Annotated in this window: 10 protein-coding genes; 3 read left to right on the forward strand and 7 right to left on the reverse strand. The window is 74.4% G+C overall.

Annotated features, from left to right (window positions below; genetic code table 11):
- Window positions 1-34 precede the first annotated feature (34 nt).
- Window positions 35-502, forward strand: coding sequence for a hypothetical protein (locus ACFY32_RS05130; RefSeq protein WP_359188980.1), 468 nt, complete (start codon window positions 35-37; stop codon window positions 500-502).
- A 95-nt stretch (window positions 503-597) separates the two neighbouring features.
- Here the strand turns inward: ACFY32_RS05130 and purH are convergent, their stop codons facing one another.
- Window positions 598-2,202: a bifunctional phosphoribosylaminoimidazolecarboxamide formyltransferase/IMP cyclohydrolase gene (gene purH / locus ACFY32_RS05135; RefSeq protein WP_390673454.1), complete on the reverse strand. Its 1,605-nt coding sequence runs from the start codon at window positions 2,200-2,202 to the stop codon at window positions 598-600.
- Window positions 2,199-2,837, reverse strand: a complete 639-nt coding sequence (purN, locus tag ACFY32_RS05140; protein ID WP_390673455.1) for a phosphoribosylglycinamide formyltransferase — start codon at window positions 2,835-2,837, stop codon at window positions 2,199-2,201. Before purN ends, purH begins: the two co-directional genes overlap by 4 nt.
- Before the next feature lie 346 nt (window positions 2,838-3,183).
- On the opposite strand from purN, the gene ACFY32_RS05145 reads away from it, so the two are divergent.
- Window positions 3,184-3,960 (forward strand): hypothetical protein, encoded by a 777-nt coding sequence (locus ACFY32_RS05145; protein WP_359188989.1) that lies wholly within the window; start codon window positions 3,184-3,186, stop codon window positions 3,958-3,960.
- 94 nt (window positions 3,961-4,054) lie between these two features.
- On the opposite strand, the gene ACFY32_RS05150 is transcribed toward ACFY32_RS05145, so the two are convergent.
- The gene (locus tag ACFY32_RS05150; protein WP_390673456.1) at window positions 4,055-5,848 is read right to left on the reverse strand and encodes a DUF6350 family protein; all 1,794 of its coding nucleotides are present in this window, start codon (window positions 5,846-5,848) and stop codon (window positions 4,055-4,057) included.
- 104 nt (window positions 5,849-5,952) lie between these two features.
- On the opposite strand from ACFY32_RS05150, the gene ACFY32_RS05155 reads away from it, so the two are divergent.
- A complete protein-coding gene (locus tag ACFY32_RS05155; protein WP_390673457.1) occupies window positions 5,953-7,092 on the forward strand; it encodes a helix-turn-helix domain-containing protein in 1,140 nt (379 codons plus the stop codon).
- Between the two features lie 215 nt (window positions 7,093-7,307).
- Here ACFY32_RS05155 and sucD read toward each other — a convergent pair whose 3' ends face one another.
- The 4 genes from sucD to ACFY32_RS05175 form a co-directional block, all read right to left on the reverse strand.
- The gene (gene sucD, locus ACFY32_RS05160; RefSeq protein ID WP_359188997.1) at window positions 7,308-8,192 is read right to left on the reverse strand and encodes a succinate--CoA ligase subunit alpha; all 885 of its coding nucleotides are present in this window, start codon (window positions 8,190-8,192) and stop codon (window positions 7,308-7,310) included.
- Window positions 8,193-8,220: 28 nt separating this feature from the next.
- Complete coding sequence (sucC, locus tag ACFY32_RS05165) at window positions 8,221-9,405, reverse strand: ADP-forming succinate--CoA ligase subunit beta (RefSeq protein ID WP_359189000.1); 1,185 nt, start codon at window positions 9,403-9,405, stop codon at window positions 8,221-8,223.
- A 458-nt stretch (window positions 9,406-9,863) separates the two neighbouring features.
- On the reverse strand, window positions 9,864-11,039 hold the full coding sequence (locus tag ACFY32_RS05170) for a VWA domain-containing protein (RefSeq protein ID WP_390673458.1): 1,176 nt from the start codon (window positions 11,037-11,039) through the stop codon (window positions 9,864-9,866).
- Window positions 11,036-13,771, reverse strand: coding sequence for a DUF5682 family protein (locus ACFY32_RS05175; protein ID WP_390673459.1), 2,736 nt, complete (start codon window positions 13,769-13,771; stop codon window positions 11,036-11,038). The genes ACFY32_RS05170 and ACFY32_RS05175 overlap by 4 nt, the downstream gene beginning before the upstream one ends.
- Window positions 13,772-13,888: the final 117 nt, after the last annotated feature.

Here is a 13,888-nt window from a genome sequence, read left to right on the forward strand (position 1 = left end):
CGGTACGACCACCGACGTTCATGGGGGAACGACAGTGAACATCACCCAGCCCGCCGCCCTGCTCCTCGCGGCATCCGCCCTGGTCGCCGGCTCCTCGGTCGCGGCCACCGCCGCCGACCCGGCCGGCACCCGGGTCACCGGCCTCCAGCGGGCCGCCGACCAGGTCCTCGCCGACCGGCACCAGCCGCTCAGCGTGTCCGCCGACGCGGTCAGGTACGAGGGCCTGACCGTCACCGAGGCGCCCAAGACGAAGGCCGCCCAGGACCTGGCCTGCGGCTACGGCCACCTGTGCATGGTCGTCAACGGCACCAAGTTCGACTTCTACAAGTGCCAGACGTGGAACGTGACCAACTGGTCCGGCAACGGCCCGTTCACCAACAACCAGACACCGGGCACGGTGGCGAAGTTCTTCAACAAGGACGGCAGCGTCCGCTGGACGTCCACCGCCTACCAGGCGGGCACCGCCACCTGGGACCCGATCTGGTCCCTGCGCCCCTGCTGATCCCACCCGCGAGGGCCCGCCGGTCGGTGACCGGCGGGCCCTCGTCGCGTTCCGGGGGTCCCGGGACTGCTCAGTGGGAGAAGGACCGGGACGGCTCAGTGGAAGAAGTGGCGCGTGCCGGTGAAGTACATGGTCACGCCGGCCTTCTTCGCGGCCTCGACCACCAGTTCGTCACGGACCGAACCGCCCGGCTGGACCACGGCCCGGACGCCCGCCGCGGTGAGGATCTCCAGGCCGTCCGGGAACGGGAAGAACGCGTCGGACGCCGCGTACGCCCCCTGGGCGCGCTCGGCGCCGGCCCGCTCGACGGCGAGCTTCGCGGAGTCGACCCGGTTGACCTGGCCCATGCCGACGCCGACCGAGGCGCCGTCCTTGGCGAGCAGGATCGCGTTGGACTTCACGGCCCGGCACGCCTTCCAGGCGAACGCCAGCTCGGCCAGCTCCGCCTCGCCGAGCGCCTCGCCGGTGGCCAGCGTCCAGGTGGCCGGGTCGTCGCCCTCGGCCTGGAGGCGGTCGGCGACCTGGAGGAGGGCGCCGCCGTCGATGGGCTTGACCTCCACCGGGTGCGCGGGGGCCTCCGGGCAGCGCAGCACGCGGATGTTCTTCTTCTTGGTGAGGACCTCCAGGGCCCCCTCCTCGTAGTCCGGCGCCACGACGACCTCGGTGAAGATCTCCGCGACCTGCTCGGCCATCTCCCTGCTGACCGGCCGGTTCACCGCGATCACGCCGCCGAACGCGGACAGCGGGTCGCAGGCGTGCGCCTTGCGGTGCGCCTCGGCCACGTCCGCGCCGACCGCGATGCCGCAGGGGTTGGCGTGCTTGATGATCGCCACGCAGGGCTCGGCGTGGTCGTAGGCGGCACGGCGGGCGGCGTCGGTGTCCGTGTAGTTGTTGTACGACATCTCCTTGCCGTGCAACTGCTCCGCCCCGGCCAGGCCGCCGCCGGCGGCGGAGCCGCTGACCGACGCCGTCGCGGTGTAGAGGGCGGCGGGCTGGTGCGGGTTCTCGCCGTAGCGCAGGGTGTGCGAGCGCTCCAGGCCGGTGGCGAGGAACTCCGGGAACGGGGAGTCGTCGGCGGGAGCGTACGCGGAGGCGAACCAGGAGGAGACGGCGATGTCGTACTCGGCGGTGTGCCGGAACGCCTCGGCGGCCAGTTGCTTGCGGGCGGCCAGGTCGAACCCGCCGTCCCGCACCGCCGAGAGCACGTCGGCGTACCGGGCGGGGCTGGTGACGACCGCGACCGAGGGGTGGTTCTTGGCGGCGGCGCGGACCATCGACGGGCCGCCGATGTCGATCTGCTCGACGCACTCGTCGGGGGTGGCGCCCGAGGCGACGGTCTCGCGGAACGGGTAGAGGTTGACCACGACCAGGTCGAACGGCTGCACGCCCAGCTCGGCGAGCTGCTCGCGGTGGCTGTCCAGGCGCAGGTCGGCGAGGATGCCGGCGTGCACCTTCGGGTGCAGGGTCTTGACCCGGCCGTCCAGGCACTCGGGGAAGCCGGTCAGCTCCTCGACCTTGGTGACGGGGACGCCGGCGGCGGCGATCCGGCCGGCCGTGGACCCGGTGGAGACGAGTTCGACGCCCGCCTCGTGCAGCCCGCGGGCGAGGTCCTCGAGCCCGGTCTTGTCGTAGACGCTGACGAGCGCGCGACGGATGGCCCGCTTGTCGCTTCCGGCGGTGGCGGTGGCGGTGGCGGTCACTGGATAACTACCTTTCGTCCCTCAATGCGATAGCCGTTGCGGGCGAGCCGCCCCACGACATCGACGAGCAGCCTTCGCTCGACTTCCTTGATGCGCTCGTGCAGAGCGCTCTCGTCGTCCTCGTCCCGGATCTCCACCACGCCCTGCGCGATGATCGGCCCGGTGTCGACGCCGTCGTCGACGAAGTGGACGGTGCAGCCGGTGACCTTGACGCCGTACGCGAGCGCGTCCCGTACGCCGTGGGCTCCCGGGAAGCTCGGGAGGAGAGCGGGGTGGGTGTTGACGAACCGCCCCCCGAAACGGGCCAGGAACTCCTTGCCCACGATCTTCATGAACCCGGCCGAGACCACCAGGTCCGGCTCGTGGGCGGCGACGGCCCCGGCGAGCGCCGCGTCCCACTCCTCGCGGGTCGCGTAGTCCCCGACCCGGCGCACGAACGTCGGCAGCCCGGCGCGCTCGGCACGCGCGAGCCCCTCGATGCCGTCGCGATCCGCGCCGACGGCGACGATCTCGGCCCCGTACGCCCCGGAACCGGTGGCGGCGATCTCGTCGAGCAGCGCCTGAAGGTTGGTGCCTGATCCGGAGACCAGCACGACCAGTCGTCCGACGCGCTCGGCCACGGGCTTGGCGGCCACGGTGGGGGCCCTTTCTCGGGGAAGCGGGTGCCTGCGGCCGGTCCGCACCGCCGCGTTTGTACGGTCGTACGAATGCTTCGCGCCCCGGGATACGGGGAAGTCTACGAAGCGGCCGGCCGCCAGCAACGATACCGGCACACCGGACGGCCCCCTCGGGACGGGGGCGTGGCCGGAAGGTAGCGTCTGGTCGGAGCCCGGTCGCGGGACGCCGCCGCCGCGGCGGCCGGCGGCCGCGGTCGCCGGCGGTGGCGGGAACGCTGCCCGTACGCCGGGCGTTCACCAGTCGTACCCGTATCGCCCGCTCGACCCGAGAAACTCCTATCGCCAAGGGGAAGACGCTCACTTGATGCCGGACCGCAGCCTGCGACTGCTCATGCTCCCCCAGCAGTCGGCGCAGGGAGGGGAGCACAGCACCGGTGTGCTGCTGCGGGAGCGCCCGTCCTCACCGCCCGACGCGCCCAGCGACCGTGACGGGGCGTCGCAGGACGACAACCCCTTCGCGCCCCCGCCCGAGGGCACCCCGGACCGGCCCTGGCAGCCGCGGCACCCGTCGGGCGGCGACGGCCCGGACGGCGACCGGGGCCCGCAGGGCGGCCGCGCGCCCTGGGGCGGACGGTGGAGCGACCGGCAGCCCGGCCGCTCCTCCGGCGGCTTCGGCGAGCGGCCCGGCGGTTCCGGCACCGGCCCCGAGGGGCCGTCCGGTGGTCCGGGCCCGCGCTGGGACCCGGCCGACCCCGCCCAGCGCCGCGCCCGGTACGCGCTGCTGAGCGGCATGTGGGCGCTGTTCTTCGCCCTGTTCAGTTGGCCGTACGTGGCACTGCTGCTCGGCGCGCTCGCCCTGTACTGGGGCATCAGCGCCCTGCGCGCCAAGCCCCGCGCCGCCACCGACCCCGACACCCCGGCGGCGCCCGAGCCGGCCGGCCGGCCGCAGACGACCGCCGCGATCAGCGGCCTGGTCACGGCCTCGCTGGGCATCGTCCTGGTCGCCGCGTCCTTCGTCGCGCAGCTCGTCTACAGCGACTACTACACGTGCCGCAGCGACGCCCTGACCAACGAGTCGAGACAGTCCTGCAGCGAGCACCTGCCGGAGCAGTTGCGCGGAGTGCTGGGCAGCGAGAGCTGACCCCGGGTCCGGTTCACGGGACCGGACCGACGGGGGGTGCGGGGGGAGGCAGCAGGCCGTAGGCGAGTAGGGCGCTGTCGCCGCCCTACTCGCCCTACTCGCCGTTCGCGCTGTCGCGGGCGGTCGCGTGGTCGTAGAGCGGGACGGGTGCGGCCGGCGGTCCGGGTTCCTCGCGCGGGAGCGACCGGCCGCTCGGCGCGGGGGCGGGAATGCGCCGCCGCCGGAGGTCCAGGGCGGGCACGGGGATGCGCAGGCGGCGGTCGAGTCCGGGGACAGGGATGGCCAGTTGGCGGCGGTCCATGCGGGGGGTGTCGGGGTCCGGGGCCGTCGCGGGGCCGGTGCCGGTGCCGGGGCTTGTTCCGGGGCCGGTGCCGGTACTTGTTCCAGGGCCGGTTCCGGTACTCGTCCCGGTGCCGGTTCCGGTACTCGTCCCGGTGCCGGTCCGTTCGGTGGTCGGGCGTGCGGGCAGGCAGCGCCAGATGCGTACGGTCACCGCCGTCGGTAGGGCGACGGTCGCGATCCAGACCAGGGCCGCGCCCCCGGCCTGCCACCACACCGGCCCGAACCGCGCCAGCGCGGCGTTCCCCAGCGCCCCGCCCGACAGCCCGGCCGACAGCGCGACGAGGACGGCGCAGAGCACCGCCGAGAGCGCGGCGGAGACGGCGGTGCGGCGGAGGGGCCAGGCCCCGGCTCGCGGGGTGCGGGCCGCCGGGCGGGCCGCCGGGCGGCCGGGGCCCGGGTGTGCGTGGCGGTGGTCCGGGTTCCCGCAGTCCTCCGTCGCGGAGCGGGCCGTGAACCAGCCCGCTGTGACGCCCGCCGCGAGCGGCACGATGCCGGTCGCCCAGTGCAGCGGCGTGCCCGGACCGGGGTCGGGTACCGCCGCCAGCAGCGGGAACGGCGGCAGCGACGGCGCGGGCGCCGAGGCGACCGGGCCGACGAGATGCCCGGTGCCCAGCACGAACCCCGGCCCGAGCGCGTACGCCGACGCCCATACCGCCGCGTTCGGCACCAGCGCCAGGCAGAGCAGCAGCACCGCGATCTGCCCCGACCACCCCTCCGACAGTCGCAGGAACGAGTCCCGGGCCGCCCCGCCGTGCCACACCAGCGACACCGCGAGCAGCAGCGCCCCGCCGCCGACCAGCACCGCCGTACCGGCGCCCGCGGCGCGTGCGGCGGCGCCCACCCGGGCGTCCGGCTCCACGACCAGCTCCCGCAGATGCGGGGGCAGTACCCGCAGCGCCCGGCCCACCGGCCCGCCCGGACGGCCGAACGCCGTCCACACCCCCGCGCCGGCCGCCGCCATCGTGATCAGCGGCAGCCACACCACCGTCCACGGCCAGGAGGGCCGCAGCGCGCCGCCGGCCGCGTACACCACCACGGGCAGGGCGACGGCGAGGTAGCCGAGGACGACACCGGCCCAGGCGATCCGCGCCGAGACGTGCGGCGGGGCGGCGGCCCGCTCCGCCCGTACACCCGGCCGGCCGACGCGGGTCGCCGAGGGCATCCCCGGGCCCACGGTCAGGCCCACGCCGTCGTCGACGTCCGTGGCGTCCCGGGCTGCCCGGTGCAGCAGCCACACCGGCAGCAGCAGCAACAGCAGCGGGGCGACCCCGACGGGCACGGAGCCGCCGGGGCCGTCGACGCGGACGAGTTCGACGCCGTGCGCCAGCACCCACAGGGCGGCCGTCATGTGCAGCGCGCCGCCCGGCCCGCTGTCCGGGTACGGCGAACTGATCCACAGCAGCATCACCAGCACGGCCACCGCGCCGAGCCCGAGCCCGGCCGCGACCGCCCCGCCGAGCAGTCCGGCGGTCAGTCCGGGCGAACGGTCCCGCCAGCGGGCGTGCAGCACGGACAGCGGCGGCCGGCGAACAGTCGTAGGGATCACGCCGCCATGCTCCCAACGACACGCGCTTTCGCGACGTAACAGGCGAAGCCCCGCTGTGTCGCTCAATATACGTTTATGTACTTTTTCGTACGAAGGGGCGCCCGGTGACGCAGACACCTGCCATCCCGCTCCCCCCTCCCAGGGCGCGCCGACGCCTGCGCGAGGCGGCGTCGTTGACGCAGGCTCAGCTCGCGGCGCGGGTGGGGGTGAGCCGCGAGACGGTACGCGCGTGGGAGACCGGCCGCACGACGCCACGCGGCCGGAAGGGGGAGGCGTACGCGAGGCTGCTGGACTCACTGGCGGACCCGGCCACGGAGATGACGGGGCATCAGCAGGCGGAGGCGGAGGGCCCGCGACCGGCGGAGGCGGATGTGGAGGCGGTCGCCCGGTCGGCCGGGTCCGTCGATGACGGGCCGTCGGCCGGGGGGCGGGGGGCCGAGCCACCCGCCCTGACGCCCGCTCAGGCGTTCGACGCGCTGTACGCCTTCTGCGCCCCTGCCCTCGTACGGCAGGCGTATCTGCTCACCGGCCGTCGCGATCTGGCCCGCGAGTCGGTCGAGCGGGCCTTCCAGCGGGCCTGGGAACGCTGGCCCGAGGTGGCCCGCGACCGGGACCCGGCGGGCTGGGTGCGGGCGGCGGCGTACGAGTACGCGCTCTCCCCCTGGCACCGGTTCCGCCTCCGCCACCGGCATCGCGAACCCCCGGCCGCCGACCCGTCCGCCCGGGTCCTGCTGGCCGTCATGCGAAAGCTCCCGCCGCCGCACCGCCGCACCCTGCTGCTGTACGACGGGGTCGGTCTGAACCTGCCCGAGACGGCGGCGGAGACGGAGGCGACGACTCCCGCGGCGGCCAACCGGCTGATGCGCGCCCGCGAGGCCGTCGCCGCCAGGCTGCCCGAGCTGGCCGATCCGGGGGAGCTGCACCGGAAACTGGGCGAGGCGGCGTCGGCCGAGCGGCTGCGGGCGGCGGGGGCGCCCGCGGTGCGGACGGGCAGCGAACGCCGGGCCCGGTTCTGGACCCGGGCCGCCATCGCGTTCACGGTCGCCCTGATCGGGACGACGGCGCTGGCGCTGCGGACGGCGCCCACGCGGTACGAGCCGCCGGTGCCCGCCGGGGAGGCGGTGCGGGGCCTGCCGCCGAGGGTGGCGCCGGGGGCGCTGTCGGACGAGGAACTGCGGCTGCGGGCAGCGCTGCGCGAGGAGTGGCGGAGCGGGCCGGACCGGCTGGTTCCGCTGGAGCGGTGAACACGCTGAGCGCGGAGAACACGGGGTGTACGCGGCGTACACGGCGTACACGGCGTACACGGAGGGCACGCTGAACGGGCTGAACGCGGTGCGCGGAGGACACGCTGAACGGTGCTGAACGCGCGAGGGCCCGCGCCCCCGGTGGTGGGGGTGCGGGCCCTCGCGGGAAGGGCGGTGCGCGGACCGGTGTGCGGTCCGCCGTCCGGCCCCGGCGGTCAGCCGGCCAGGATCTCCCGGGCCAGCTTCGCCGTCTCGGTCGGCGTCTTGCCGACCTTGACACCGGCGGCCTCCAGGGCCTCCTTCTTGGCCTGGGCGGTGCCGGAGGAACCGGAGACGATGGCGCCGGCGTGGCCCATGGTCTTGCCCTCGGGCGCGGTGAAGCCCGCGACGTAGCCGACGACCGGCTTGGTCACGTTGGCCTTGATGAAGTCGGCCGCACGCTCCTCGGCGTCGCCGCCGATCTCACCGATCATGACGATCAGGTCGGTCTCGGGGTCGGCCTCGAACGCGGCGAGCGCGTCGATGTGCGTGGTGCCGATGATCGGGTCACCGCCGATGCCGACGGCCGTGGAGAAGCCGATGTCGCGCAGCTCGTACATCATCTGGTACGTCAGCGTGCCGGACTTCGAGACCAGGCCGATGCGGCCCGGCTTGGTGATGTCGCCCGGGATGATGCCGACGTTGGACTGGCCCGGGGTGATGATGCCGGGGCAGTTCGGGCCGATGATGCGGGTCTTGTTGCCCTTCTTGCCCGCGTACGCCCAGAACGACGCCGAGTCGTGCACGGCGATGCCCTCGGTGATCACGACCGCGAGGGGGATCTCGGCGTCGATGGCCTCGACGACGGCGTCCTTGGTGAACTTCTCCGGCACGAAGATGACGGAGACGTCGGCGCCGGTCTTCTCGATGGCCTCCTTGACGGTCCCGAACACGGGTACCTCGGTGCCGTCGAAGTCCACGGACTGACCCGCCTTGCGCGGGTTGACGCCGCCCACGACGTTGGTGCCGTCGCCGAGCATGAGCTTGGTGTGCTTCATGCCGGTGGCGCCGGTCATGCCCTGGACGATGACCTTGCTGTCCTTGTTGAGCCAGATAGCCATGGTGTGTTGGTGTCCTCGTCCTGAGTGCTTACTTGGCGGCGGCGTGGGCCAGCTCGGCGGCCTTGTCGGCCGCGCCGTCCATGGTGTCGACGCGCTGCACCAGCGGGTGGTTGGCGTCCGTGAGGATCTTGCGGCCCAGCTCGGCGTTGTTGCCGTCGAGGCGGACGACGAGCGGCTTCTCGACCTTCTCGCCGCGGTCCTCCAGGAGCTTCAGCGCCTGGACGATGCCGTTGGCGACCTCGTCACAGGCGGTGATGCCGCCGAAGACGTTGACGAAGACGGAGCGGACGTCCGGGTCGCCGAGGATGATCTCCAGGCCGTTGGCCATGACCTGGGCGGAGGCGCCACCGCCGATGTCCAGGAAGTTGGCGGGCTTGACGTTGCCGTGCTTCTCACCGGCGTACGCGACGACGTCCAGGGTGCTCATGACGAGACCCGCGCCGTTGCCGATGATGCCGACCTCGCCGTCGAGCTTGACGTAGTTGAGGTTCTTCTCCTTGGCGGCGGCCTCCAGCGGGTTGGCCGCGGCCTTGTCGTGGAGCTCCTCGAAGTCGGGGTGGCGGAACTCGGCGTTGTCGTCGAGGGACACCTTGCCGTCCAGGGCGATGACCTCGCCGGAGGCGACCTTGGCCAGCGGGTTGACCTCGACCAGGAGGGCGTCCTCCTTGATGAAGGTGTCCCAGAGCCTGACCAGGACGTCGGCGACCTTGTCGGCGACCTCGGCCGGGAACTTCGCGGCCTCGACGATCTCGCGCGCCTTCTCCGGCGTCACACCGTCGATCGCGTCGATCGGGGTCTTGGCAACGGCCTCGGGGCGGGTCGCGGCGACTTCCTCGATCTCCATGCCGCCCTCGACGGAGGCGATGGAGAGGAAGGTGCGGTTGGCGCGGTCGAGGAGGAAGGAGACGTAGTACTCCTCGACGATCTCGGGCGCGGTCTCGGCGATCATCACCTTGTGGACCGTGTGGCCCTTGATGTCCATGCCGAGGATGTCCGTCGCGCGGGCGACGGCCTCGTCCGGGGTGGCCGCCAGCTTCACGCCACCGGCCTTGCCGCGGCCACCGACCTTCACCTGAGCCTTGACGACGGACTTGCCGCCCAGACGCTCGGTGATCTCGCGCGCCGCCTCAGGCGTGTCGATGACTTCACCGGCCAGCACCGGTACATCGTGCTTGGCGAAGAGGTCCCTCGCCTGGTACTCGAACAGGTCCACGCGCTTCCGTCCCTATCAGTGATCTCGCGGTTCGTTGGATGCGTGGGCGTGCCGCGAAGGGCAACGTGACGTCCGCTGTTGTCACAAGGGAGGCGCACACGGTGTCCGAGCGCGCGGCATGTCCGTCTCGCAGGTTATCGCCGCTGGCACGGGGTCTCTAAATCGCATCTCACACCTGAGCGGTGATACCTGTCACATGATGCCGCCGGTCCTGGCACCGGGTGCCGGAAGCACACCTGGCGGCCCGGTGACCTCACCGGTGTGGGGGCGGCTCGGTGAGGTCGGAGGGGGGACGGGAGCGGGAGTGGCGGGGGGGCGGGAGCGGGAGTGGCCGGGGGGGCTGGGAGCGGGAGTGGCCGGGGGGCCGGGGTGGGCCGGCCGATCCGCCGAGGCGCGGGGCGGCCGCTGCCCCGGGGCCGGACCGGACCGGGCATGTCCGGTCCGGTACCGGCAGACGGTCACGTCGGGTCCGGTATCGGCAGCGGGCGCTTCTCGATCGCCGCCGCCATCACGTCCGGGAACAGGTCCGGCGTGCAGGCGAACGCCGGTGCGCCCAGCGCGGCCAGCGCCGCCGCGTGCTCCCGGTCGTAGGCGGGCGCCCCCTCGTCGGACAGCGCCAGCAGCGTCACGAACTGCACCCCCGACGCCTTCATCGCCGCCACCCGCTTCAGCATCTCGTTCCGTATCCCCCCTTCGTACAGGTCGCTGATCAGCACGACCACCGTCTCGGCGGGCCGGGTGATCTGCGACTGGCAGTAGGCGAGCGCCCGGTTGATGTCCGTGCCGCCGCCCAACTGGGTGCCGAAGAGCACGTCGACCGGGTCGTCGAGCTGGTCGGTGAGGTCGACGACGGTCGTGTCGAAGACGACCAGACGGGTGCTGATCGACCGCATGGACGCCAGCACCGCCCCGAACACCGACGCGTACACCACCGACGCCGCCATCGACCCGGACTGGTCGATGCAGAGGACGACCTCCTTCTTCACCGACCGGGAGGCCCGCCCGTAGCCGACGAGCCGCTCGGGCACGATCGTCCGGTACTCCGGCAGGTAGTGCTTGAGGTTGGCGGCGATCGTCCGGTTCCAGTCGATGTCGTGGTGGCGGGGCCGGCTGACACGCGCGCTGCGGTCCAGCGCCCCGGTGAGGGTGGCCCGGGTGCGGGTGGCGAGCCGCTTCTCCAGGTCCTCGACGACCTTGCGCACGACGGCGCGGGCGGTCTCCTTGGTGGTCTCGGGCATCGCCTTGTTCAGGGAGAGCAGCGTGCCGACGAGGTGGACGTCGGCCTCCACCGCCGCCAGCATCTCCGGCTCCAGCAGCAGCGTGGCCAGGCCGAGCCGGTCGATGGCGTCCCGCTGCATCACCTGGACGACGGAGGACGGGAAGTACGTCCGGATGTCCCCGAGCCAGCGGGCCACGGAGGGCGCCGAGGCGCCGAGCCCCGCCGAACGCTCCCGTCCGGTCGCCGGCCGGTCCCCCTTCCCGTAGAGCGCGGTGAGCGCGCCGTCCATCGCCGCGTCCCGCCCGGAGAGCGCGCAACCGGTGCCGTCGGCGCTGTCGCCGCCGAGGACGAGCCGCCAGCGCCGCAGCCGCTCCCGGTCCTCGTCGTGGTCCTGGCCGATCCGCTCGGCGGTCATGTCCGCACCCCCACAGGGTCGTTGTCGTGACGGGTCCGGTCGGGCTCCCCGCCCTCGCCGCCGGCCGTGTCGCCGTCGTTCTCGCCGAGGCCCAGCAGCAGGCGCACCACCGGCACCACGGCGTCCGCGCGGGCCGCGTCCGGCTCGGCCGCGAATCCCGGTACGCCGGGGCCCGCGCCGGTCGGGCCGCCCCGGGTGCCGGGGCCGCGCCGGACCAGTTCGCCAAGGGTCCGGCGGACGCCGGGTTCGTACGCCGAGAACGTGCGCCGCAGCAGCGGCAGGACGTCCGTGAACACCTCCCCCGGTACGCCGGTCAGCCAGGCGTCGACCAGGCCGAGCAGCTTCTCGTCGTGCACGAGGAGCATCCCGCCACCGGAGCCGCCGCCGACGAAGCCCTCGATCCAGGCGGCGGCGTCGACCGGCGGTGTCCCCGGTGAGAGGGCGAGGCCCATGAGGCGGGCGGCGCCGTCCGGCGGCAGCTCCCCTTCGTCCAGCAGCAGCCGCACCGAACGGCCGCGGATGACGCCTGGAACGGTGTCCCGCCGGGACAGCACCCGCAGCACCCGCTGCCAGCGGGTCCGCAGATCGCCGTGACCTGGGCCGGCGGGCGCGCCGCCTGGGCCTGGAGCTGGGCCGTCGCGCCGGTCCGGGGCGGGGACACCGCTCGGGCCCGGGGCGGGGGCGCCGTCCTGGCTCGGGATGGGGGCGTCGTCCTGGCTTGGACCGAGGGCGTCGTCCTGGCTTGGGGCAAGGGCATCGCGCCGACCGGGGGCCGGGCTCGGGGCCGGGGTCGGGGTCGGGGCGTCGCCCAGCAGGGCCACCGCGCCGTGCACGGCGTCGACGTGGCGGCGCATCTCCTCGGCCGCGTCCCGGTCCAGCGCGGCGCACGCCGGGGGCAGGCCGACGAACACCCGCTCGGCGAGGCCCGCGGCGACCTCGGCGAGTGCCCCGGTGTCGGTGCCGCGCACATCGCCGTAGCGCAGGGAGCGGACCAGCGCCGGCAGGGCCTGGGCGAGCTGGCCGACGTCCGTGTCGAGTGCCGCCCGGTCGGCGAGGACGCGCATCACCGTCGGCAGCGCGTCCGGCAGCTCGGCCAGCAGACAGCGCTCGGCGAGCGCGGTGACGTCGGCGAGGCCCGGTGCGGCGACGGCGTCCGCCTCCGCCCTGGCGGTCGCGGCGGAGAGCACCGTGGTGCCCCACACCCCGGCCTCGGCGACCCGCACCGACAGCTCCGGCTCCCAGCGCAGCCGCCACGTCTCCCGGAACGTGCCGGTGCTCCCCCGGGACGCGGCCGGTTCGCCCCAGTGGACGCCGAGCAGCCGGAGGCGGTGCAGGAGCCGGCTGCGCTCGGCGTCGGTGTCCTTGCGCAGGTCCAGTTCCAGCTCGCGCTCCAGCGCCTCCGGTTTCAGCCGCAACCGGCGCTGGACGCGGGTGAGGTCCCGCTGGAGCGGCACGGCGGGCGCGTCCGCGGGCACCTCGCCCAGCACGTCCCCGACGACCAGCCGGTCGTGCACCAGCGCCAGCGGTACGTCCGAGCCCTCGCACATCACCGCCCGCACGGCGTCGGTGGTCTCGCTCAGGCCGGGCAGCGGGCGCCCGCGCATCGCGGCGAGCGTCCCGGCGAGCCGTACGGCCTCGATGACATGGGCGGAGGAGACGATCCGGTCCTCCTCCCGCAGCAGACCGGCCACCTTGGTCAGCCACCGCTCGACGGGCCGGTCCGGCGCGGCGAACAGATGCCCGTACCAGCCCGGCGAGGCGATGCCCGCGCCGTACCCGCTGCTCCGGGCGAGCCTGCGGTGGGTCCACGGCACCCACGTCATGTCCGTCTTCGCCTTGGGCAGCCCCTTCAGCAGGGCCCGGTCGGCGGTGACGGCGACCTTGCGGCGCAGCGCGGGCACGTGCCAGGCCCCGCACACCACGGCCACCTCACCACCCGGGAACTCGCGCCGCGCCGCCCGCAACCGGAGCCGCATGTACGCCTCCCGCACCAGGTCCCGATCCCGTCCGGCCACCGGGTCCCGGCCGGGCGCGGAGCCCGGGTCACGGCCGGGCATGGAGCCCGGGTCCTGGTCGGACGCGGGCACGGTGTCCTCTTCCGTCTCCCGCAGCGCCCCCATCGCCTCCTCCAGCGCCAGGAACGGCGCGAGGGGATCGCCCTCGCCGCCGCTCCGGTGCTCGACGACGTCCTCCCACCAGCGCTCGGGGTCGTCGTACCCCCCGGCCCCGGCGAGCACGGCGAGCGGATCGGTGCGCACGTCGGGGGCGCGGTCCTCGTCCGGTCCGTCCTCCGGCGTCTCCTCTCCGGCCGCCCACACCCTCGCCTGCCAGGCGAGGGTGTGGGCGGCCGGGAGGTCGATGAAGCGCGCCGGGACGTCGTGTTCCACGGCCCAGCGGAGGGCGACCCACTCCGGGGAGAACTCGGCCAGTGGCCAGAACGCCGACCGGCCGGGCTCGTCCACGGCGTGGGCGAGGAGGGCGACCGGCGGCCGCATCTCCTCATGGGCGACGAGCGGGATCAGCGGATCGACCTCGGGCGGCCCCTCGATCAGCACGACCTGGGGCCGCGCCGCCTCCAGCGCCGCCCGCACGGCCCGCGCCGACCCGGGACCGTGGTGCCGGACGCCGAGCAGCAGAGGGGCACCCTCTGTCCCGGCCCGGGTCCCGGCCCCGCCCGGTTCGGTGCCGCCAGGGCCCGGCGCACCCGCCCGGGACCGGTCAGTGTCGGTCACGTCGTCCCCCTCCCCTGCGCGTCCACGCCGAGTCGTCCTCGTCACCGGTCGCGGCGACCGCGTGGACCGCCGTCCGGGCCATCGTCCGTGCTGTCGTCCAGGCCGTCCCCCGTGCCG

Source organism: Streptomyces sp. NPDC000134, assembly GCF_042899225.1.
Lineage (GTDB): Bacteria > Actinomycetota > Actinomycetes > Streptomycetales > Streptomycetaceae > Streptomyces.